The 21460-nt window shown below is 73.1% G+C and carries 16 protein-coding genes; 8 read left to right on the top strand and 8 right to left on the bottom strand.

Features of this window, described 5'->3' with window-relative positions; genetic code table 11:
- Positions 1-90: 90 nt before the first annotated feature.
- Together ACFCZF_RS02985 and ACFCZF_RS02990 are read right to left on the bottom strand one after the other, a co-directional pair.
- On the bottom strand, positions 91-1866 hold the full coding sequence (locus ACFCZF_RS02985) for a serine hydrolase (RefSeq protein WP_376670135.1): 1776 nt from the start codon (positions 1864-1866) through the stop codon (positions 91-93).
- Positions 1867-2042: 176 nt separating this feature from the next.
- Positions 2043-4463, bottom strand: a complete 2421-nt coding sequence (locus tag ACFCZF_RS02990; protein WP_376670136.1) for a penicillin acylase family protein — start codon at positions 4461-4463, stop codon at positions 2043-2045.
- Between the two features lie 141 nt (positions 4464-4604).
- Between ACFCZF_RS02990 and ACFCZF_RS02995 the strand changes: the two genes are divergently transcribed.
- From ACFCZF_RS02995 to ACFCZF_RS03020, 6 genes are all read left to right on the top strand, one after another.
- Positions 4605-6110: an acyl-CoA synthetase gene (locus ACFCZF_RS02995; protein ID WP_376670137.1), complete on the top strand. Its 1506-nt coding sequence runs from the start codon at positions 4605-4607 to the stop codon at positions 6108-6110.
- Between the two features lie 52 nt (positions 6111-6162).
- Positions 6163-6540 carry an alpha/beta fold hydrolase gene (locus ACFCZF_RS03000; RefSeq protein WP_376670138.1) on the top strand — a complete coding sequence of 126 codons (378 nt, stop codon included), beginning with the start codon at positions 6163-6165 and terminating at the stop codon, positions 6538-6540.
- Between the two features lie 142 nt (positions 6541-6682).
- Positions 6683-6925 (top strand): DUF397 domain-containing protein, encoded by a 243-nt coding sequence (locus tag ACFCZF_RS03005; protein ID WP_376670139.1) that lies wholly within the window; start codon positions 6683-6685, stop codon positions 6923-6925.
- Positions 6926-7089: 164 nt separating this feature from the next.
- Complete coding sequence (locus tag ACFCZF_RS03010) at positions 7090-7995, top strand: universal stress protein (protein ID WP_376670140.1); 906 nt, start codon at positions 7090-7092, stop codon at positions 7993-7995.
- Positions 7996-8696: 701 nt separating this feature from the next.
- Positions 8697-9299, top strand: coding sequence for a CGNR zinc finger domain-containing protein (locus ACFCZF_RS03015; RefSeq protein ID WP_376670141.1), 603 nt, complete (start codon positions 8697-8699; stop codon positions 9297-9299).
- A 58-nt stretch (positions 9300-9357) separates the two neighbouring features.
- Complete coding sequence (locus tag ACFCZF_RS03020; protein ID WP_121750623.1) at positions 9358-9855, top strand: hypothetical protein; 498 nt, start codon at positions 9358-9360, stop codon at positions 9853-9855.
- Positions 9856-9863: 8 nt separating this feature from the next.
- On the opposite strand, the gene ACFCZF_RS03025 is transcribed toward ACFCZF_RS03020, so the two are convergent.
- Complete coding sequence (locus ACFCZF_RS03025; RefSeq protein WP_376670305.1) at positions 9864-11780, bottom strand: N-acetylmuramoyl-L-alanine amidase; 1917 nt, start codon at positions 11778-11780, stop codon at positions 9864-9866.
- A gap of 282 nt (positions 11781-12062) precedes the next feature.
- Positions 12063-13205, bottom strand: a complete 1143-nt coding sequence (locus tag ACFCZF_RS03030) for an aminoglycoside phosphotransferase family protein (RefSeq protein WP_375918591.1) — start codon at positions 13203-13205, stop codon at positions 12063-12065.
- 245 nt (positions 13206-13450) lie between these two features.
- On the opposite strand from ACFCZF_RS03030, the gene ACFCZF_RS03035 reads away from it, so the two are divergent.
- Entirely contained in the window at positions 13451-14965 is a 1515-nt protein-coding gene (locus ACFCZF_RS03035; protein WP_375918594.1) for a hypothetical protein, read from the top strand.
- Between the two features lie 15 nt (positions 14966-14980).
- Here ACFCZF_RS03035 and ACFCZF_RS03040 read toward each other — a convergent pair whose 3' ends face one another.
- From ACFCZF_RS03040 to ACFCZF_RS03055, 4 genes are all read right to left on the bottom strand, one after another.
- Complete coding sequence (locus ACFCZF_RS03040) at positions 14981-16303, bottom strand: PP2C family protein-serine/threonine phosphatase (protein WP_376670142.1); 1323 nt, start codon at positions 16301-16303, stop codon at positions 14981-14983.
- 284 nt (positions 16304-16587) lie between these two features.
- Positions 16588-17607 carry a Gfo/Idh/MocA family protein gene (locus ACFCZF_RS03045; RefSeq protein WP_376670143.1) on the bottom strand — a complete coding sequence of 340 codons (1020 nt, stop codon included), beginning with the start codon at positions 17605-17607 and terminating at the stop codon, positions 16588-16590.
- Between the two features lie 128 nt (positions 17608-17735).
- Complete coding sequence (locus ACFCZF_RS03050; RefSeq protein ID WP_376670144.1) at positions 17736-18830, bottom strand: chemotaxis protein; 1095 nt, start codon at positions 18828-18830, stop codon at positions 17736-17738.
- 50 nt (positions 18831-18880) lie between these two features.
- Positions 18881-20479 (bottom strand): alpha/beta hydrolase, encoded by a 1599-nt coding sequence (locus tag ACFCZF_RS03055; RefSeq protein WP_376670145.1) that lies wholly within the window; start codon positions 20477-20479, stop codon positions 18881-18883.
- 263 nt (positions 20480-20742) lie between these two features.
- On the opposite strand from ACFCZF_RS03055, the gene ACFCZF_RS03060 reads away from it, so the two are divergent.
- Entirely contained in the window at positions 20743-21444 is a 702-nt protein-coding gene (locus tag ACFCZF_RS03060) for a chaplin (protein ID WP_376670146.1), read from the top strand.
- Positions 21445-21460 lie beyond the last annotated feature (16 nt).

Genomic DNA, 21460 nt, shown 5'->3' on the forward strand with positions numbered 1-21460 from the left:
GCTCCATCACTACAATCACCACCGCCCCCACACCGCAACCGGCGGCAAACCACCCGTCACCAGGTTGACCAACGTCCCTGGGCAGTACACCTAGTCGGCCGACGAGGTCCACCCCACCGCCTCGATCCGCGCCGCGTCCGCGGGGCGCGCGTCGTGGAACAGGACGTCGCCGGCCGCCTCGGCGCGCAGCCCGTCGACGTACGCCCCGCGGCCCACGTACAGCCGGTCGGTCGTGTACCGCCAGCGCAGTGTGAGCCCGCGGGCGGCCGGGAGGCCGGCCGTCAGCCGGTGCCAGACGCGGCCCGACCAACCGGTGGCCGAACCCGCCGGGTGCTCCCGCGGCGCCGCACCGCGGCGGTCGGTGGTGAACGGGACCGGCTGCCAGGTGGTGCCACCGTCGGTCGTCGCTTCCAGCACGAGGGCGTCCGACCGCGGTTCGGTGTTCCACCACAGCGAGCAGCGCAGCCGCGCCCCGCCACCGGACGTGTCCAGCGCGGGCAGCGTGAGCGTGGCGGTCGAGGAACTCGCCGTCCCGGAGAACCACGCCGTACGTCCGTGCGCGGGACGGACCGGCACGGCCCGCGCCATATTGGTGCCGGCCGCGACTCTGGGCGCCGACCCCGAGCGCCAACTGCGCACCGGATGCACCGAGTTGCCCAGTACCACCAGGAACGAGTCGGTCGTCGGGTCGAGCACCAGCGAGGTACCCGTGAAGCCGGTGTGTCCGGCCGTGCGCGGGGTGGCCATGGCGCCCATGTACCAGTGCTGGTACAGCTCGAAGCCGAGCCCGTGCTCGTCCCCCGGGAAGTCGGTGTTGAAGTCGGTGAACATCAACTCCACCGACTCCGGCCGCAGGATGCGCGCCCGGCCGTAGGAGCCGCCGTTGAGCAGCGTACGGCCGAGCACCGCCAGGTCCCACGCGCAGGAGAAGACCCCGGCGTGGCCGGCGACGCCGCCGAGGCTGAAGGCGTTCTCGTCGTGCACCTCGCCCCACACCAGTCCGCGGTCGAGGCCGGACCAGGGCAGGCGGGCGTCCTCCGTGGCCGCGATCCGGGGCCTCCAGGAGGCGGGCGGGTTGTAGCGGGTGCGGTCGAGACCGAGCGGGGCGGTGATCTCGTCGCGCAGCAGGACGTCCAGGGTCCGGCCCGTGACCTTCTCCAGCACCAGCTGGAGCGAGATCATGTTCAGGTCCGAGTAGAGGTACGCCGTGCCGGGTGTGCTCACCGGCTCCTCGTCGTAGACGAGTTGGACCTTCTCCTCGTAGGTGGGCGCCTTGTAGAGCGGGATCCACGCCCGGAAGCCGGAGGTGTGCGTCAGCAGCTGCCGCACCGTCATGTCCTGCTTGCCGGCGCGCCCGAAGTCCGGCAGGTACGAGGCGACCGGCGCCTCCAGCTCCAGCGCACCCCGCTCCAGCTGCTGCACGGCGAGGATCGAGGTGAACAGCTTGGAGATCGAGGCGAGGTCGAACACCGTGTCCCCGGCCATGGGAATCTGCTGCCCGGCCGGGAACTCGACGCCGGTGTCGGTCTCCTCGTCGTAGGCCCGGTAGCGCACCGCCATGCCGATCGGCTCGTGCAGCGCGACCGTGCCGCCCCGGCCGGCGAGCAGCACGGCACCCGCGTACCACGGGTGCTTGGGGGAGGGGCCGAGAAACGCCTCGGCGTCGGTGACGAGCTGGCGCAGATGGCCGGAGAGCAGGCCGGCGCGCTCGGCGGAGCCGCGCCGGAGGGTGGGGCGGCGGCCCTTGTCCGCGACGGCCTCGGCCGGCCCGGCGGCGAACGGGGCGATGGCCAGGGCACCGCCCAGGGCCAGCGCGCCCGCGCCCAGTTGGCGCCGTGTGAATCCGCTCGTCGCCTGTCCGGCCATCGAAGAGCCTCCCGCCACCGAAGCTGAAAGTATCTTTCCTGGATCGCCGTGCGGAGTGAAACTTTCCTGTCAGTGGCGGGTCGTGTCAATGGGGCGTGCGGAGTTGACGAACCGTCGGACCCGTCCGGCATGGCGCCGGACGGGTCCTGGGGCGGTGTGGTGCGGTGGGGCGCGGCTCAGCGTTCGCGGACCCGGACCACCCGGAGGTCGGGTGACGTCCAGATGTCGCGCTCGCAGAAGCGGGAGGTCACCCACCTCTCGCCCGAGAACAGCCGGGTCTGGTCCGCGTAGTGCCGCGAGGCGGGGTTGGAGGACTGGGAGTAGGTCAGGAGCGTACGGGCCACCGGGCACCGGCTCCCGTCCCAGCCCACGGCCTGGATGTAGCTGGAACCGGTGGTCACCTCGGTGTAGCCACCGCGGGCCGGGTCCCACACGGGCTCGATCTTGTTCCAGATGCCCAGCGACTCCGTGCCGCCGCCCACGGGGAGGCGCTTGCCGCCCCGCACGACGAACTGGTGCTCACCGAGCGGCGCGTCGAGCGGTATGTCCGCAGCCCGTAGTTCGGTGACGGCGTCCGCGAGGGCGGTGGCGAAGCCCGGCACGTCGGTGTCGAGCGTGTTCGGGGTGGTGACCGGGTCCGCGGGCGAGAACGGCACCTTCCACAGCTGCCCCGCCGGTACGGCCTTGGTGAGCCCGCGCCAGAACCGGTCGAAGAGCAGTGCGCCCCGGCTGTCGGTGTCGACGGTGCGGTCCCAGCCGGCGAGCACACCGCAGGCCTCCCGGACGTCGACGGCGTTCCCGTCGCTGTCCGTGGCCGTGCCGCCCGGCAGTGCGGCGCAGGCCCGTGCCGTGTCGGCCGCGACCAGGTCACCTGCGGGCGCGCGGTTGGCGAACTGCTGCCGTTGCAGGTCCCGTACGGTCAGCTCGCCCCGGTCCGCCATGGCCGCCACGTCCTCGACGGCACCCCGCGTCCGCATCGACCGCTGGGTGCCCACGGTGCCGAAGACCCGCTCGTAGCCGGTCAGCGGCCGGTCCGCGTTGGCCAGCCAGGCACTGTCGTTGGAGTTCTCCGCGTACGGCGCGTCCTTGAGCGTCGGCATCCGGTCCGGACCGAAGATCCCCGGCTGTACGGCGTCCCGGTCCCGGCCCAGTGCGCAGTCGGCACGCGAGCCGTCCAGGACCGCGAGCCCCGAGGACGGGTAGGTGACCTCGCCGAGCGGTGTGGAGCAGCGCTCGGCCAGTTCGTCGGTGATGCGGGGCAGCACCTGTGACTGGGTGAACAGCGTGCGGCCGCGCGAGTCGGCGGCGATCGTGTTCGTCCATGGCAGTCCCTGCGTGCGGCGCAGGGAGTCCAGTACGTCGTCCGTGCCGCGGGCCTTGCTGAAGCCGAGCGCGGTGTCGGAGGCGCGCATGTTGACGGCGTTCGGGTCGTTGAGCGCGTACGCCGTCGTCGCGGTCCACGGCAGGGGCACCGAGGCGCCGAGCGACGTCACCACCGGGCCGTACCGGGTCCACCACTGGGTCTTCGTCACCGGAGCGCCGTTCTTCACCGGGACGGTGACGGACCGTTTCGTCATCCGCTCGCGCCTGCCGTCCACCAGGTAGACCGTCGGGTCGGCCGGATCCAGCGTCAGCTGGTGGAGGTTGAGGGTGACGCCGGTGGCCACGGTGTGGCTCCAGGCGACGTGCGCGTTGTGGCCTATGGCCACCGTCGCGGTGCCGAGCAGTGAACCTCCGGCGACGTTGAGCCGTCCGGGGATCGTCTGCTGCGACTGCCAGAAGCGGCGCCCGCCGTGCCACGGGTAGTGCGGGTTGCCGAGCAGCAGCCCGCGGCCGTTCGCGGTGGTGCGCCCGCTGAAGGCGACGGCGTTGGAGCCCATGTCGGCGTTGTCGGCGGCGAACAGCTCCCGGGCGGCGCGCGCGACCGCGTCGGCTCCGGGCTTCCGTTCCGGTGCCGCCGCGGCGCTCCCGGCGGGCGGCCGCGCGGCCGTGATGCCGTCCACGGCCCGTCCCTGACCGCCGAGCACGGCCAGGGCGAAGCCCCGCACGGCCACGTCCAGCGAGGTCACCGGCCGCACCCAGGAGGCGCCCCGGCACGCCGGGTCGGTGATCCGGTTCTGCTCCAGCCAGGCGTTGTAGCCCGCCGCGAAGCCCCGCATCAGCTCCTTCGAGTCCCGGCTGGGACCACGCGGCGCCGGCTCGGCCAGCAGCCTCTCCACCGTGCCCGCCCGGCGCACTCCCCGGAAGTACAGGTCGCTGGAGAGATTCGTGGCGGCCGACGAGAGCGCGGGGTCGGACTTCGCGTCGGCGCCGAAGTGGCGGGAGCGTTCGCCGCGCACGGTCACGAAACCGTCGGCCAGTGTGCACACTTGGTCCGCGGCCTGGGCCCAGCCCGTGCCGAAGCCGAGGTTCGCGTAGTCCTTGGCGACGATGTGCGGGATGCCGTACTCGGTGTAGCGGATGACGGCGGACAGCCCGCCGTGGGACGGACGTTCGTGCCGGTCACCGGACCGTTCGGCCGCGGCGGCCGGCAGCGTGGTCGCGGCGGTGAGCAGGGCGACGGCCGTGACCACGAGCCGTCTCAGGCGTGTGCGCATCGTGCCTCCCGACGTCTTCGGAGGAAGGGCGGCTGAGCGTACCAGTCGGTATGTGTACGTGTCAGTGGCATGACACCAGTCACTTCCGGCGCCGCGCGCACATGTCTTGACCCGCCCCGCCGACCGGCCGAGGATCATGCCATGACGCTGACGCCCGGACACGGCAGCACGGTCGACGGGGTGCTGCGGCGCAGTGCCCGGCGCACTCCGGCACGCGTCGCGGTGGAGTACCGCGACCGCTCCTGGACGTACGACGAACTCGACACCGCCGTCTCCCGCGCGGCGAGCGTCCTGCTGGAGCAGGGGCTGACCCGTGGGGACCGGGTCGGCGCCTACGGGCACAACTCCGACGCCTACCTGATCGCCTTCCTTGCCTGCGCCCGCGCGGGCCTGGTGCACGTCCCGGTCAACCAGAACCTGACCGGCGACGACCTCGCCTACATCGTCGGCCAGTCCGGCAGCACCCTGGTCCTCGCCGGCCCGGACCTCGCCGGCCGACTCCCCGAGGGCGCACGCGTCCTCCCGCTGCGCGACGCCGACGACTCGCTGCTCGCCCGGCTGGCCACGGCACCCGTCTACGACGGTCCCGAGCCCGGCGCCGAGGACCTGGTGCAACTGCTCTACACCTCGGGCACCACCGCACTGCCCAAGGGCGCGATGATGACCCACCGGGCGCTGGTGCACGAGTACCTGAGCGCCATCACCGCCCTCGACCTCGGCGCGGGCGACCGCCCCGTGCACGCGCTGCCCCTCTACCACTCGGCGCAGATGCACGTCTTCCTGCTGCCCTACCTCGCCGTCGGCGCGACGAACATCGTCCTGGACGCACCCGACGGCGACCGGCTCCTCGATCTGGTCGAGGCCGGCCGCGTGGACAGCCTGTTCGCGCCGCCCACCGTGTGGATCGGCCTCGCGGGCCGCGCCGACTTCGCCACCCGCGACCTCGGCGGCCTGCACAAGGCCTACTACGGGGCGTCGATCATGCCCGTGCCCGTCCTGGAGCGGCTGCGCGAACGCCTCCCGCACCTGGCCTTCTACAACTGCTTCGGCCAGAGTGAGATCGGCCCCCTCGCCACCGTCCTCGGCCCGGACGAGCACGACGGCCGGATGGACTCCTGCGGCCGGCCCGTGCTGTTCGTCGACGCACGCGTCGTCGACGAGGACGGCAAGGACGTGCCCGACGGCACACCCGGCGAAGTCGTCTACCGCTCCCCGCAGTTGTGCGACGGCTACTGGGACAAGCCCGAGGAGACCGGAGCGGCCTTCCGTGACGGCTGGTTCCACTCCGGCGACCTCGCCGTGCGGGACGCGGACGGCTACTTCACCATCGTCGACCGGGTGAAGGACGTCATCAACTCCGGCGGCGTACTGGTCGCCTCCCGCCAGGTCGAGGACGCCCTCTACACCCACGAGGCTGTCGCCGAGGCCGCCGTGATCGGCCTGCCCGACGAGCGGTGGATCGAGGCCGTCACGGCGGTCGTCGTCCCGCGCGGCGAGGTCACGGAGGACGAACTGATCGCCCACGCCCGCGCGAGGCTCACCGCGTTCAAGGCACCCAAGCGGGTCAGGTTCGTGGACGCGTTGCCGCGCAACGCCAGCGGGAAGATTCTCAAACGGGAACTGCGGGACCGGTTCGCCGGTTCCTGACCCGGCGGCAACGGCGTTGCGGCCGAAGCGACGGGCGCCGAAGATCGTCTCCATGCCGACGCTCAGCTCGTACGACGGGACCGAACTCGCCTACCACGTCCGGGGAGACGGCCCCCCGCTGATCGTCCTGCCGGGCGGGCCCATGCGGGCCTCCGCCTACCTGGGCGACCTGGGTGGCCTGGCCGCCCACCGCAGACTGGTCCTCCTCGACCTGCGCGGCCCCCGCGCCGCCCTCGCGCGCTGCGCCGCCCGGGTCCTCGTCCTCGCCGGTGAGCTGGACGGCGGCCCCCGGCCGGAACTCGCCCGCCGCTGCGCCGACGTCTTCCCGCACGCCGAGGTGGCCGTCCAGCCGGGCGCCGGGCACTATCCGTGGCTGGACGATCCGCGGTGGTTCGTACGGCGTGTCGTCGCGTTCGTCGCACAGAGCTGAGGCCACGGGGACACCACCGGCGCGTGTGACGGGTGGGAACCGCGGCGCCGATCTTCCGAAAGGCACCCGTCACGTGGCCTGTCGGCGCTCGGACCCGATCGCTAGGCTGACCGCGGACGACGAAATCGGGAGGAGCACGGACGTGGCCGAGAGCACCACCCAACAGCGCCCGCTCATGGGCTGGGACAAGCCTCAGCTGGATCTCAGCAACGCGCAGTGGCAGTCCAGCAGCCGAGGCCTGGGGGATGTACAGATCGCCTTTGTCGAGGGGTTCATCGCCATGCGGAACAGCGGCAGCCCGGAAAGTCCCTCCCTGATCTTCACCCCCGCGGAATGGGGCGCGTTCGTGTCGGGAGCGCGGGAAGGGGAGTTCGACCTCACGTGAAATCGCTTCCCGGCAGGTGAGCTCGGCCGGGACGCGTCCGGCCGATCCGGGAGTGTTCCGCCCGATTTTCCGGACACGCGACCGTGAGTGCCCCTTCGTGGCCGACGCCTGAGCGAGGCTGACGCCAGGAGGGGGAACGGTCGTACTCCGGAGGTGAGGAACCCATGAGCACCACCCTGCCGGTCATCGCGGCGGTCGACGGTTCGGACGACAGCCTGCGCGCCCTGGACTGGGCCCTCGAGGCTGCCCACCGGCGCGAGGCGCGTCTGCGGGTGGTGCACGTGCGCCAGTACGCCGCCTGGGCGCAGACCGACGTCCTGGTCGCGGGCCCGCCGGACACCGGCGAGGACCCGGTGCTCGACCAGGCCCGCGCGCACCTGCAGGGTCGGGCCTTCGCGGTGGCGACGGAGTACGTCGGCATGGAGGGCGTACCCGGCGCCGTGCTGCCGGAACTGGGTGCCGACGCCCAGTTGATGGTGCTCGGATCGAGGGGCCGCGGGGGCTTCGCGAGCCTGCTGCTCGGCTCCAACGGCCTGGCCGCCGCCCGCGACGCCGAGTGCCCCGTCGTCGTCGTGCCCCGCCCCGGACGCGAGGTCCACGGTGAGGCGCCGGCCGAATCCGGCCCCCGGGTCGTCCTCGGCCTGCACGTGGACAGCCCCGACGACGCCAGCCTGTCCTTCGCCTTCGCCGAGGCCGCGCTGCGCGGCGCCCGCCTCCAGGTGGTCGCCGCCTACCCGTGGCCGGTGCAGACCTGGGCCGCCGCCGGACAGATCATGCCCCCGGTGATCGACGAGGTATCCATCGAGAGCGAGACCCGGGTCCTGGCCGACGGTTTCCTCGCCCCGTACCGGGAACGCCATCCCGACGTCCGTGCCGAACCGTACGTCGTGCCCGGCGACGCCGCCGGCCACCTCGTCGCCGCCTCCCGCGACGCCGAACTGGTCGTCGTCGGCCGCCACCGCCGACGCCTGCTGGCCCCGGCCCGCATGATGGGCTCGGTCACCCACGCCGTCCTGCTGCACGCGGTGTCCCCGGTCGCGGTGGTGCCACCGGCTCCGCCGGAGGAGTGAGGGCCCGGGCCCGTACCCACCGACGCCGCCGGCGGTGGCGGCCCCCGGCTCCGTCCGAAGGGCGAGAGCCCGCCCTTCGACGACCAGGCCCGCCTGCCGCCGACCGGCTGCCGCCCGCCGTGAGTCGCCTGCCGCGTCTGCGTGGCGGCTCGACCCGCGGGACCAGGCGTCGACCGGGTCATGACCGGGGAACGAGCCCACCACAGGCCACGCGCCCGCCGCCCGAGGCGGCACGTCGGCTCGGCCGAGGTCAGGAGGGCGGCCGACTTGAGGCCGGGGGTGGGTCGTGGCTGGTCTTGTGTGTTCGGCGTTGATGGTGTGCTGTGGGCTCGGTGGTGGGTGGGGGCGGTCGGCTCCAGGCCGGGGGTGGGTCGTGGCTGGTCTTGTGTGTTCGGCGTTGATGGTGTGCTGTGGGCTCGGTGGTGGGTGGGGGCGGTCGGCTCCAGGCCGGGGGTGGGTCGTGGCTGGTCCTGTGTGTTCGGCGCTGATGGTGTGCTGTGGGCTTGGGGGTGGGTGGGGGCGGTCGGCTTCAGGCCGGGGGTGGGTCGTGGTCGGCTCCGCGTTCGGTGCTCGTGGCGTGTGCCGGCTCGGCCGAGGTCAGGGGGCGGCCGAATCCGAGCAGGGGCGGCACCACGCGACCGGCGCCCGAGGCGCACGCATCCCGGCCTGCGGCGGTACCCGGCGTGCCTATCATCGGCCCCATGCAGGACTCGCCCAGCAGGGACACCCGGATCGCCCTCGACCTCGCGCTGACCGTTCGGCACGACGGGAACGGCGGGGTCGCCGACGACCTGACCGACCCCGCGGGGCTCACCACCTGGGTGCGGGCGCACCCCGACACCGTGCCGGACGCCGGCGTCTTCACCGCCGACGCGTCCGCCCTGGCCGCCGCCCGCGAGGTACGCGCCGCCGCCCGCGCGCTCTTCGCCCGCGCCGTGCGCCCCGGCGAGCCGAGTCCCGCCGACGCCGCCCGGCTGCTCCCCGTCCCCGACGCCGTGCGGCGCCTGAACGAGGCGGCCGCCCGCACCCCCACCGTTCCCGTCCTGGACTGGCCCGACGGCGCCGGACCCGTCGTACGCGCGGAGCCCGCGCTCGGTGGCCGGCCCGACCTCGCCGCAGCCCTCGCGCGCGCGGTGATCGGCTTCCTCACGGGGCCCGACCGGCCGCGGCTGCGGGCCTGCCACGCACCGCGCTGTGTGCGCTACTTCCTGAAGGAGCACCCCCGCCAGGAGTGGTGCAAGCCGTCCTGCGGCAACCGGGCCCGGGTGGCCCGCCACCACGAACGGCACAAGCGGTCCGCGTAGCCCGCCCGGGCTCCCGCCCGCACGCCGTTCGTGGGCTCGGGCCACGTACCATGGCGGCATGTCGTTCCTCCGCCGCCGCAGCGCCACGCCCGCCGGGCCCGACTTCGACGTCCTGGCCATGGACCCGGGCGACTGGCCCGGGAACCTGGGTGCCGGCCTGCTGCCCGCGCCCGACGGCAGCTGTCAGGGCGTCTTCCTGCGCTACGACCTCTTCGGCGGTCGCGGCCCCGCGATGATCATCGGCAACCTGCCGACCGGCTCCCCGGCCCGCGAGGTCCCGGAGGGGGAGATCCCGTTCGAGGTGGCCCAGCTGCTGCTCGCGCTGGAGAACGACGAGGAGATCACGGTCGTCGGCACCGAGGACGTACCGGTGATGCAGGGCGACAACCTGCTCATCGTGCGCCGCCTCAAGCTCTCCGAGGGCCGGATCTCCTGCGTGCAGTTCGACCGCAGCGACGGTGTCCTGGTGACCATCGCCGCCTGGGACCGGCCCATCACCGACGACCTGTACGCCCTGCTGAAGCCGCTCCCGGCGGAGCTTTTCCAGCAGGGCTGACCCGGCGGCTACCTCGCGGTCGCGAGCGTGACGTCGGCGGCGCGCACGTACCCGACCCGGTGGCCGTACTGGATCTCGTAGTACTCGTCCTCACCGGTCACCACCCGGTGGGAGGCCTCGTCGAAGGTGACCGCGTAGTAGTACTCGCCGGGCACCTTCTCACCGACCACGTACTTCTGCCCCTTCGGCAGCCGGTACGGCAGCGGCGACACGGCCTGCGCGGGCACGTCCGCCGGGTAGGCGGCCTTCTCCGGGTACGCGCGCCCGTACACCGGGACGCTTTCCAGGCCCTCCCTAGGAGTGATCACCCGGCCCGAGGCGGGGACCGCCGCCGGGTTCTTCTTCGGGTTGTGGAACCAGGCCTTCTGCCCCAGGTACCAGATGGCCGTCCAGTCGCCCCACCGGTCGGCCACCGCGTACTGCTGGCCCGTGGAGACCCGGGAGGACAGGTCGTTCACCCCGGTCGTCGGGGTGGTGCCCAGGCCGATGTCCCTGATCAGCGGCGCGTTCACGTCGTGGTCGGAGTACAGCCGCACCTCGCTGGAGCCGTGCGGCGCGCAGGGCTCGCCCTTCGTCTCGCAGCCGGTGTACTCGGGGCGGTTGGTGGCGTAGTCGGGGCGGATCGTCACCAGGCCGGACTTCTTGCCGGCGGTGGGCTCGAAGGGGCGGCCGAGCAGCCGGAAGTAGTGCCGCCAGTCCCAGTACGGGCCCGGGTCGGTGTGCATCCCCGGGATCGTCGCGGTGGTGGTGCCGGGGACGTTGCCGTGGCCGAGGACGTGCTGCCGGTCCAGCGGGATGTCGTACTTCTTGGCCAGGTACTTCACCAGCCGCGCCGACGAGCGGTACATCGCCTCGGTGTACCAGGCGTCCGGGTCCGCCAGGAAGCCCTCGTGCTCCAGGCCGATCGACTTCGCGTTCACGTACCAGTTGCCCGCGTGCCAGGCCACGTCCTTCGCCTTCACGTGCTGGGCGATGTGGCCGTCGGTGGAGCGCAGGGTGTAGTTCCAGGAGACGTAGGTCGGGTCCTGGACCATGTTGAGGACCCCGTTCCAGGCGCCCTCCGTGTCGTGCACGACGATGTACCGGATGCGCTGGGAGGCGGGCCGGTTCCCCCGGTCGTGGTTGCCGTAGTCGCCGTCGCCGAACTCCTCGTACGGTGCCGGGATCCACTCGCAGGACACCGTCTTCGGGCACTCGGTGCCCGCGGCCGAGGCGGCGCGCAGGCCAGCGCCCGCGAGCCGCGAGACGTCGGGAGCCACGTCGGGGCGGGCGGCCAGGGTGACGCGCTGCCCGGCGTCCGTGGTCCGGTGCTCGCCCGCGCGGATCACCTCGTACACGTCGTTCGCGTACGCCGCCGCCGTCGCGGAGTCCTCCGCGCCCGAGAAGCGGGCCACCGCCCCGTACCAGTCCGCCGGGTCCGTGCTGAGCGGCTCGCCCAGTTCCCGCTGGGCGGCGGCGAGCAGCGCGGCACCGCCGGACACGTTCGCCGCCGGGTCCTCGCGCAGCTCGTCGGGGCTCAGCCCGGTCAGCTCGGCCGCCTTCGGCAGCGTGGTCAGCCGGGCCGGCAGGTCGGTGGGCGGCGTGGCCGTGGCCTGCGGGTGCAGCGGGGCGCGGGCGTCGTCGCCGCGCGGGTCCTCGGTGCCCTCGCTGTGGTGCGACGCCCCGGCCAGTGCCGTGCGCGCGTCGGTGAGGTGCAGCGGGCCGTAGCCGCCGGTCACGCTCGGCGCACCGCCGTGCGCGTCCCAGCGGGACTGGAGGTAGGAGACGCCGAGCAGGACGCTCTGCGGCACGTGATACTCGGCCGCCGCTGTCGCGAACGCCCGCTGCAGGCGGTCGGGGGCGGGCGGGGCGTCGGAGGGGCCGACGGCGGACGGTGCCGCGCCGAGCAGCGGCAGCAGCAGCGCCGCGGTGGCCAGGGCGGGCACGACGGGGGAACCTCGCAAAGCGGCCTCCTGTGGCGGTGGGGCGTGGCGGGGCGTGCGGGGCCGGGCGTGGGTCAGTGGTACCCGGCGGTCCGACGATCCGTCAATCATGCCGTCGTAACGGCGATTTCCCACGTCAGCAGGGGGTCGGGCGAGTTTCGCGGCGGCGGCGCGCGGGCCTGCGCGGCGTCAGTGGCGTACACCTATGGCCACGGCGAGTTTCCCGGGCACACGAAATCCGCGGTGCGCCCCCGAAGGGCACACCGCGGACCTCCTCCTTCGATATCAGCGCGTGCCGACCGCCGCGCGCACGGCCCGGCGGGCCAGCTGGCAGTCGTCGTGCAGCCGGCGCAGCAGCAGCCGCTGTTCCTCGCCGGTCGGCGCGGCACCCGGGTGGGCCGGCGCCGGTGGTGCCGGGACCGTGTCGTGCATCGAACGCTGCAGCGCCGTCTCGTACGTACGGATCTCCCGGGTCAGTACGAGCATCAGGTTCACCAGGAACGCGTCGCGCGCGGCCGTCCCCGCCGACTGGGCGATCTGACTGATCTGACGGCGGGCCACCGGGGCGTCACCGAGGACCGCCCACAGGGTCGCCAGGTCGTAGCCGGGGAGATACCAGCCCGCGTGCTCCCAGTCCACCAGCACTGGGCCGGCCGGTGACATGAGGATGTTGGACAGCAGCGCGTCACCGTGGCAGAACTGGCCCATGCCCTGGCGTCCGCCCGCATGGGCGATGCCGTGCAGCAGCTTCTGCAGGTCGCCCAGGTCCCGGTCGGTGAGCAGCCCCAGCTCGTGGTACCGGGAGATCCGCGCCGCGTAGTCCAGCGGGGCGTCGAAGGTGCCCGCGGGCGGCCGCCAGGCGTTGAGCCGGCAGATCGCGCCGAGCGCCGCCCTGATGTCCGCCCGCGGTGGGGCTTCCAGTGGGTGCCGCTGCAGCGCCGCCACCCGCCCCGGCATCCGCTCGATCACCAGCGTGCAGTTGTCCGGATCCGCTGCGATCAGCCTCGGCACCCGCACTGGGGGGCGGTGCCGGACGAACGAGCGGTATGCCCCTATCTCGTGCCGGATCCGCTCCGCCCACGCGGGCGAGTGGTCGAGTAAACACTTGGCCACCGCCGTGCTGCGCCCGGTCGTACCGACCAGGAGCACGGAGCGCCCGCTGCGGCGCAGCACCTGCACCGGCGCGAACTCCGGGCAGATCCGGTGCACGGAGGCGATCGCCGTGCGCAGTTGGGTGCCCTGGGGGCCGGACAGGTCGATTCTTCCGCTGAGCGGCTGCGTGCCGGGGCCCGCGCCGTGCCGCGCCCTGCCCGCCCCGAGCACCGGGGCCGCCGGACGCGCGGGGGCGAGATAGGGGCCGCCGCCCGCCGCCGGACGGGGGTGCAGCGAACGCTGCGGGGCGGACACGGAGGACGATGCTGCGTACATGGGCGAGACAGATCCCTTCGTGTGCCTGCTGTGCCTGCCTGAAAGCCGTCGCGCTACCCGCCCGGCCGCCGAGGGCCACCCTGGGGAGTAACCCCACGGCGACCGGGTCGGGGTGGCGCATTCCTACCTGACACCCGGCCGCCCGTGGCACACCATCTGGCGCACCCTGGCGAACGGTGGCGAATAGTCGCCCGGCAACCTGCACGGGGCTACTGTCAACTCAGCCGAGAACCTGGGGGCTTGACGTGAGCAAAGAACCCAACACCCGTCTGTCGGACCTGTTCGGCCTGGCCGGCTGGTCCAAGGGCGAGCTCGCGAGGCTGGTCAACCGGCAGGCGGCGGCCATGGGCCACCCCCAGCTGGCGACCGACACCTCGCGGGTGCGGAGATGGATCGACATGGGAGAGATCCCGCGTGATCCGGTGCCGCGGGTGCTGGCGGTTCTGTTCACCGAGCGTCTCGGCCGTGTCGTGACCATGGAGGACCTCGGTCTGGTCCGGCACGGGCGTGCGGGGAAACGGCAGGGCGGCGGGAGCGAGGAGCATCCCGACGGTGTGCCGTGGGCGCCCGAGCGGACTGCGGCGGTCCTCACCGAATTCACGGGAATGGACCTCATGCTCAACCGACGCGGCTTGGTGGGCGCGGGCGCCGCGCTCGCCGCGGGATCCGCACTCAGCGGCGCCATGCACGACTGGCTGCACACCGACCCGGCCTTGGCTGCCGACGCTCCCGACCTCCGCCAACCCCTGCACGCCGACCCAGCCGGGTTCGACCGCTACGAGGCCGCCCCCATCGGGTCGCAGGAGGTGGAGGAACTCGAGCGCTCGGTCGAGGTGTTCCGCGCCTGGGACGCCGCCCGTGGCGGCGGGCTCCAGCGCAAGGCCGTGGTGGGCCAGCTCAACGAGGTGGGCGGCATGCTCGCCTACCACCACCCACCCCATCTCCAGCGGCGCCTGTGGGGCGTCGCCGCCAACCTCGCCGTCCTCGCGGGCTGGATGTCGCACGACGTCGGCCTGGAACCCACCGCCCAGAAGTACTTCGTCATCGCCGCCCATGCCGCGCGCGAGGGCGGCGACCGGCCCCGGGCAGGCGAGGCGCTCTCCCGGGCGGCCCGCCAGATGGTCCACCTGGGCCGGCCCGACGACGCGCTCGACCTGATGAAGCTCGCCAAGTCCGGTTCGGGCGAAGAGGTGCTGCCGCGTACTCAGGCGATGCTGTACACCATCGAGGCCTGGGCACAGGCCTCCATGGGCAAGGGCCAGGCGATGCGCCGCACCCTGGGGCGGGCCGAGGACCTCTTCGTCTCCGACAAGGCGGACGTGCCGCCGCCGGACTGGATGCAGACCTTCAAGGAGGAGGACCTGCTCGGCATGCAGGCCCTGGCCTACCGGACCCTCGCCGACTTCGAGCCGGGCGCCGCCGCGCACGCGCAGTACTACGCGGAGAAGGCGCTGGCCCTGAGGGTCGACGGCCGGCAGCGTTCGAAGATCTTCGACTATCTGTCCATGGCCTCCGCCTGCTTCATCGCCGACGACCCCGAACAGGCGGACCGTTACGCGCGCCTCGCCCTCGTCTCGATGGGGTCCAACTCGTCCCAGCGGACCTGGGACCGACTGCGTCAGATGTACCGGCTCACCGCCGAGTACGCCGGCTACCCCAAGATCCAGGAGTTGCGGGAGGAGATCAAACTGGCGCTGCCCAAGGGCAAGTCGCCCACCAGGTCGCCCAAGGGGAGGGGCGGCGACATCGCCCCGGCGTAGGGCGCGACGCGTTGTCTAAGGCGCCACTCGGGCCACCAGCACGCAGGCGTCCGCCTGGCGCGGGGACCCGTCGAACTCCTCCGTCACGATCCGTACGCCGTCCTGCGCCGAGCGCACCTCGGCCAGACGCGGGGCGAGGGAGAGGAGTCGACGCACGTCTGCCGGTACGAGTTCGCCGGTGTGCAGGAGCAGCAGGTCACCGGATTCGAGGGTCACCTCGGCCTGCCCGGCCAGTCCGCGCCCCGTCCCCTCGCGGAACAGCAGCGGGACGGGGTGCCCGGCGTGCGCCCACGCGAGGGCGCGGGTGCGGGGCCGGTAGGCGCAGTACAGGGCGGAGCGCACGGGCGGCAGGGCGGTGGTCTCGAGTAACCGGTCGAGTCGGTCCTGGAGGTGCGCGGGCCGGATGCCCGCCATCGCCAGGCCGCGCAGGGCACCGATCAGCGTCGCCGGGCCCTGCGCCGCGTCGGCGCCCGAGCCGACGAGGTCGCCGACGCTGAGCAGCGTCTCGTCGCCGGCCAGGGGGCACGCGTCGTACCAGGCGCCGCACCCGGCTGCGTGGGCCGGCGACGGCAGGTACCCGGCGGCCAGGTCCAGGCCCGGCCGTCCCTGGTGCGGGAACCGCAGGAGGCCGTGCCAGGGCGGCGGCACGGCTTCCCGCGGTTCGACCGCGGCCCGTCGCTCGGTGTCCGCGGGCAGCGGTCGGCGCTGGAGCGAGTCACGGGTCTCGCTCACCGCCCGCTGGCTGCGGCGCAGTTCGCTGACGTCCCGCAGTACCGCCCACATCGAGGCGGTGCTGCCGTCGGCGTCGAGCACGGGCTCGCCCATCATGTGCACGGTACGCACGGTCTCGTCGGGGCGCACGACGCGGAACTCGCCGTCGATGGGCCGCGCGTCGACCAGACAGTCCGTGACCATCGCGGTCAGTTTCGGCCGGTCCTCGGCGAGTACCAGGGACGGGAGTTCGTCGAGGCTCAGCGGGGCGGTGGCGGGGTCGCGGCCGAGGATCTGGAAGAGCTCGCCGGACCACTCGGCCTCGTCCGTCAGCAGGTTCCACTCGGCGCTGCCGACCCGGCTGAGCAGCGAGCCGGGCCGTGGGGCGGGTGCCGGGCCGTCCCGGAGCTGCGCCAAGTGCGCGTCGATGTCGCTGAGTTGGTGCAGTGCCAGGTCGTACAGGGCGCGCTGCCAGCGTCCGCGGGGGTCCGTTCCGTCGTCCTGACTGCCCCGCCGTACCGCGTCCACATCGCCCCGCAGCCGCCGTGCCTGCGATATCAGGGCCTCGACCGAGCCGTGTCCCGGTGGCTGGGCGGCCGGGTGGTCCGCGGAGAGATGGGACGACATGACGCACTCCGATGTGCAGACGGTACGACCAAGGCGGAAACGAGGCTGGCGGAAGGACCGTTACGACTGTTGCACAGCCCGCGACGCCCCGTAAGGGATTTGGCGACACACGATACGGTGGTGCTCCAGGCATATGCCACAGTCTTCCCGGAGCGACTTCGGCACGCGAACGGCGTACGTGAGCCGAACGTCAAGTCGTAGGATCTCTACGGGACTTGAAGGGTGTCGGGGCCCGGCGTCGTCGTCGTTCTGGTGTTCGTCGGATCCTTGTTCTACGGCGAGTTCTACGACGGGTCGAGCGGTGCCGGGCGGGGTGCCATGTCGACGGGTGTACTGGCTCCCGTCTCCAGGGCGCGTACGCCGGCCTCGGCGACCGCGGCGGCGGCGTACCCGTCCCAGGTGCCCGGCCCGGTGACCAGGCCCCGCCGGGTGGCGTCGACCCAGTTCTGCACCTCGCGGTCGTAGGCGTCGGCGAACCGTACGAGGTAGTCCTGCGGCACCTCCTCCCGGGCACCGCCCGCCGCCGTCACCACCATGGTGTGCGCCTCTCCGATCCGGGCGCTGCCCGCCTCGCAGACGGCCTCGCAGCGCACCTCGTAGCCGAAGCCGCAGTTGACGAAGATCTCCACGTCGACCAGCGCGCCCCCCTCGGTCTCGAAGAGCACGAACTGCGGGTCGAGCAGCCCCGCGGGCGCGCCCGCCGACGGCCGAGGCCGCAGCACGGTCACCGCGGTCAGCTCCTGACCGAGCAGCCAGCGGGCCGCGTCGATCTCGTGCGAGACGGAACTGGTGACCAGCATCGCGGAGGTGAAGTGCGGCGGAGAGGAGACGTTGCGGTGGACGCAGTGCAGCATCAGGGGCCGGCCCAGCCGCCCGCCGTCCAGCAGCGACTTCAGCTGCCGGAACTCGGCGTCGTACCGCCGCATGAACCCGACCTGCGCCAGCCTCCGGCCCAGCCGCGCCTCCGCCTCCACCACGCGCAGCGCTCCCGCGGAGTCCGGCACCAGCGGTTTCTCGCACAGCACCGGCAGCCCCCGCGCGAAGGCGGCCAGCAGCGCCTCCTCGTGCACCTCGCCCGGCGAGGCGACCAGGACGGCCTCCACACCCGGCGCGTCCAGCGCGGCCTCGACGTCCGTGTGCACGACGACCCCGTCGATCCCGGCCACGGCCTCCTTCGCCCGTTCGGCGTCGGGGTCCGCCACCGCGGCGACCCTGGCGCCGTTCACCACCCGGTCGAGGCGCCGTACGTGATCGGCGCCCATGTGTCCCGCGCCCAGGACCGCCACACCCAGAAGTTCGCTCACGCTCCGCCGGCTCCTTCCCCGTCCGCCGCACACCCGCCGAGGAGCGGGTACAGGTACGGCGAACAGGGTTTCATGGTCGTCAAGAGGGGCGGAGCTCCCGGGCGTGGCGGCGGGCGTGGCGGCGGGCGTCAGTAGCGCAGTACGCCCGCGATGCCCTCCGCCTCGCCGAGCGCCCCGTCGGGGACGAAGCGAACGTCGGCGCCGGTCTCCAGGCACTGCTCGACGATCTCGTCCACGATGTCCTCGCGGGCGTCGAGATCGCCGCTGTCCGCCGGGAGCAGGTGCTCACCGTCGTCGCGCATCGTCACCTTGAAGTTCTCCTCGACGGCCAGCAGTCGGACCCGGCCGGTGTGCGCGCTCTCCCACAGTTCGTCGACGCCGGCCGCGAAGTCCTTGCGCCCGCGGGCGGCGTCCAGTTCCCGGGCGACGGCCTCGACCCAGCCGCGCGCCTCGTCGTCGAGGGCGGGCGCCACCGCCTGCCACACGGCGTCGGCCGTGCCGTGCGCGAGGCCCCCGTGCGGGACGAGCACCGCGTCCCGCACGGTGTTCCCGGTCTCCTCCAGCACGGACAGCGCGGGCTGCGGGCCGGTGACGTACAGCGGCCGGGGGTGCGCGCGCAGGACCCGGCCCATCTCGGTGTCGGCGTCGCGCAGGAACCGGCGGGTGGTCTCGTCCCGGAAGGTGCTCGGAGAGTCGCCGATCCGTTCCATGCGTTCGGGGTCGAAGTCCAGCGGCGGGCGGTCCATGGGGAAGCCGCCGGTGCGTTCCTCGACGACCCGGCCCGCCCCGCCGCTCCACAGCGTGACCCGGTCGGCGGCGACCGACAGCACCCAGAACGGCCGCTCGGCGGCCTGCGCGGCGACGAGATTGCGGGTCAGGAAGGTGTCCGAGAGGACTACGCGCTCCGGGACGGAACGGGCGAGGGTCCAGACCTGGTGCTCACCCGGCGCGGCGAAGATCGCCAAGCCGTCCTCGGTGTGCGACAGGTCGACCTCCGCCAGGGCCCGGTCGAGTTCCCGGGAGACCTCCATGCGGCGCTCACGGGTGACCGCCGGGTCGTCCTGCAACTGCTTCTTGGCCTCGGCGACCGCGTTGCGCAGGCGGACGGGGTCGCCGGCGTTGTCCGGCTCGCGGCGGTGTGTCGGCGTCAGCACGGACACGGCCGGGTAGGGGCGGGGGCGCCGGAGTTCGGCGAGGGCGGCGGGACTCAGATCGTGCTCCATGTCAGCACGATAGGACGGACGGACGTGTCCGGCATTCGGAGCAATCCATCTCATTCGTCCCGGCCCTGGGAAGCCTCGCCACCGCAGGAGCTGCCGTCGGGCGGCAGGGAGCCGTACAGCAGGAAGTCGTCGACCTTGCGGTGCACGCACTTGGAGGAGGCGTAGCCGGTGTGCCCCTCGCCCTTGTTGTCGAGGACCACCGCCGCGGGGCCGAGCCGCTCGGCCGTCTCCACCGTCCAGCGGTACGGCGTGGCCGGGTCGCCCCGGGTGCCGACGAGGAGCATCTTCCGGGTGTCGAGGTCCTTCACGTCGTCACGGATGTAGTCGGTGCCCTTGGGCCGGCCGTAGCACATCAGCACCTGCGTGAGGCGGTACCGGCCGAAGACCGGCGAGGCCTCCTCGTACCGTGCGCGCAGCCGCCCCAGGGACCGCGCGACCTGGTCGGCGCTGGGGCGGTCGGGGTCGTCGGCGCAGTTGATCGCCATCAGGGCGGCCGGCAGGTTGTCCATCGGGACGTCCTCCGGGTCGGTGAGGCCGCCACCGGTGTCCGCGGAAGTCCGCGCGCGGACCGGGAAGGTGACGCCACCGGACACGAAGCCCTCCAGGCCGCGGGTGTCGCCGTCCTCGAGCAGCTGCGCGAGCGCCCGCTGCAGTGAGGGCCACAGCTTCTCGCTGTACAGCGCCTGACCGATGGCGCCCACCATGTCCTGTCCGGAGAAGGGCTCACCGAAGCCCGTGGGTACCGGGTCCTCGTCGAGCGAGGCGATGACCTGTTCGACATGGCGCCGGGCTTGGCGGGCGTCCTGTCCGAACGGGCAGGCGATGTCCTCCACGCACCAGTCGAGGAAGTTCTCCAGCGCGGTCTGCTGCCCCCGCGCGCCGGTCAGCCCCTGCTCGGTCAGTGGTTCCGTCAGCGTGTCCACGCCGTCCAGCACCATCCGGCCGACCTTGTCCGGGAACTGTGCGGCGTAGACCGCGCCCAGCCGGGTGCCGTAGGAGAAGCCGAGGTAGTTGAGCCGGTCGTCGCCGAGTGCCCGGCGCATCACGTCCATGTCGCGCGCCGCGTTCACCGTGCCTATGTGGGGCAGCACCGGGCCGGAGTGCTTCGCGCACTCGGCCGCCGCCTCCCGCAGGCGCCGGAGTACGTCCTGCGGGTCGGTGAGCTTCTCGTCCCCGTCCGTCGCCTCCACGATGTCCAGCGTGGCCGGGCCGCAGGTGACCGGCGAGGACCGGCCGACACCGCGGGGATCGAAGGTGACCACGTCGTAGCCGTTGGTCAGATGCAGGAAGTCCTTGCCGCCGGCGGAGAGTTCGCCGACGCCGGAGCCGCCCGGCCCACCGAAGTTCAGCAGCACCGAGCCCCGCGACTCACCCGTCGCCCGGTACCGCGCGAGGGCCAGGTCGAGCGTTCCCGCCTCGGGGCGGTCGTAGTCGAGCGGGACGGTGACCTTCCCGCACTGCAGGTCCTTCGGTACGTCCATGCCCTCGCACGCCGACCACTTGATCTTCTGGTCGTGGAACCGGGACAGGTCGGGCTCGGTGTCCCGTGCGGTCGCGGCGGGCAGCCCCGCACCCAGCAGGGCCAGCCCGAGCGCTCCGGTGACCGCGCAGCGCCGGACCGAGGGCCGAGTCGACAGCTTGGCCTGCATCGATGCCTCCCGGACGCCCCGTCGCGGACCGGTGGTCGGCGCCCTCGATCACCTTAAGCGGGCCTCGCTCACCTCGCCTCCGGGGCGGTGCCTCCCCGGGGCGCACGGGGGCTTTGGCGGGCGTACGGACGCTTTGCCGCTCGTTCGACAAAACGGCCACTCGATGGGGTGAAAGACCTATAAGCCATAACTCGGATGGTGCGCCCGCGTTTTAACCGGTGCGGGCGAGCGCCCGTGACCATGTCTGGAAGGCAGGGAACCTCATGAGAAGGGTTACCCGAAACGCGGTGTTCGCCGTCGCCGCCTCCGGTGCGCTGGCCGTGACGATGCCGGCGTACGCGGCGTTCGCGTCCGACGGCGCCGCCGCCGACGGATCCGCGGCCGGATCGCCCGGGCTGATCTCGGGCAACACCGTCCAGCTCCCGGTGGACGTGCCCGTCAACGTCTGCGGCAACACGGTGAACGTGGTGGGGCTCCTCAACCCGGCCGCGGGCAACAGCTGTGCCAACACCGAGGGGGCCGGTACGACGGACGAGGGGACGGCCGCCTCCGACGACACCGGCTCGTCCGGCGGTGCGGTCGCCGAGGGCGGCGGAAAGGATTCACCGGGCGTGCTCTCCGGCAACGGCGTGCAGCTGCCGGTCCACCTCCCGGTCAACGTGACCGGCAACAGCGTGAACGTCGTCGGTATCGGCAACCCGGCCGTCGGCAACGAGTCGACGAACACCTCCGGCGACCACCCCGAGTCCGAGCGGCCCCCCGCGGAGCCGGAGCCGGAACCGTCCGCGCCCGAAGAGGAGCGCGCCCGGCCGAAGCCGGTCCCGCACGCGGCCCCGCCGCAGACGTCGGCGTCCCTCGCCCACACCGGGGCGGACCAGACGCTGCCCGCTCTCGCGGGCGGCGCGGCGCTCCTGCTGGGCGGAGTCGTCCTGTACCGGCGGTTCCGGCCCGAGGCCGGGAGCTGACCGAGACCGGACGGTC

The sequence above is a fragment of the Streptomyces sp. NPDC056296 genome, assembly GCF_042268605.1.
Lineage (GTDB): Bacteria > Actinomycetota > Actinomycetes > Streptomycetales > Streptomycetaceae > Streptomyces.

Bases quoted from the DNA above. Each gene is read 5' to 3' on its own strand.
- ACFCZF_RS02985 (WP_376670135.1), bottom strand. From the start codon at position 1,866: ATGGCCGGACAGGCGACGAGCGGATTCACACGGCGCCAACTGGGCGCG.
- ACFCZF_RS02990 (WP_376670136.1), bottom strand. From the start codon at position 4,463: ATGCGCACACGCCTGAGACGGCTCGTGGTCACGGCCGTCGCCCTGCTC.
- ACFCZF_RS02995 (WP_376670137.1), top strand. From the start codon at position 4,605: ATGACGCTGACGCCCGGACACGGCAGCACGGTCGACGGGGTGCTGCGG.
- ACFCZF_RS03000 (WP_376670138.1), top strand. From the start codon at position 6,163: ATGCCGACGCTCAGCTCGTACGACGGGACCGAACTCGCCTACCACGTC.
- ACFCZF_RS03010 (WP_376670140.1), top strand. From the start codon at position 7,090: ATGAGCACCACCCTGCCGGTCATCGCGGCGGTCGACGGTTCGGACGAC.
- ACFCZF_RS03015 (WP_376670141.1), top strand. From the start codon at position 8,697: ATGCAGGACTCGCCCAGCAGGGACACCCGGATCGCCCTCGACCTCGCG.
- ACFCZF_RS03020 (WP_121750623.1), top strand. From the start codon at position 9,358: ATGTCGTTCCTCCGCCGCCGCAGCGCCACGCCCGCCGGGCCCGACTTC.
- ACFCZF_RS03030 (WP_375918591.1), bottom strand. From the start codon at position 13,205: ATGTACGCAGCATCGTCCTCCGTGTCCGCCCCGCAGCGTTCGCTGCAC.
- ACFCZF_RS03040 (WP_376670142.1), bottom strand. From the start codon at position 16,303: ATGTCGTCCCATCTCTCCGCGGACCACCCGGCCGCCCAGCCACCGGGA.
- ACFCZF_RS03050 (WP_376670144.1), bottom strand. From the start codon at position 18,830: ATGGAGCACGATCTGAGTCCCGCCGCCCTCGCCGAACTCCGGCGCCCC.
- ACFCZF_RS03055 (WP_376670145.1), bottom strand. From the start codon at position 20,479: ATGCAGGCCAAGCTGTCGACTCGGCCCTCGGTCCGGCGCTGCGCGGTC.
- ACFCZF_RS03060 (WP_376670146.1), top strand. From the start codon at position 20,743: ATGAGAAGGGTTACCCGAAACGCGGTGTTCGCCGTCGCCGCCTCCGGT.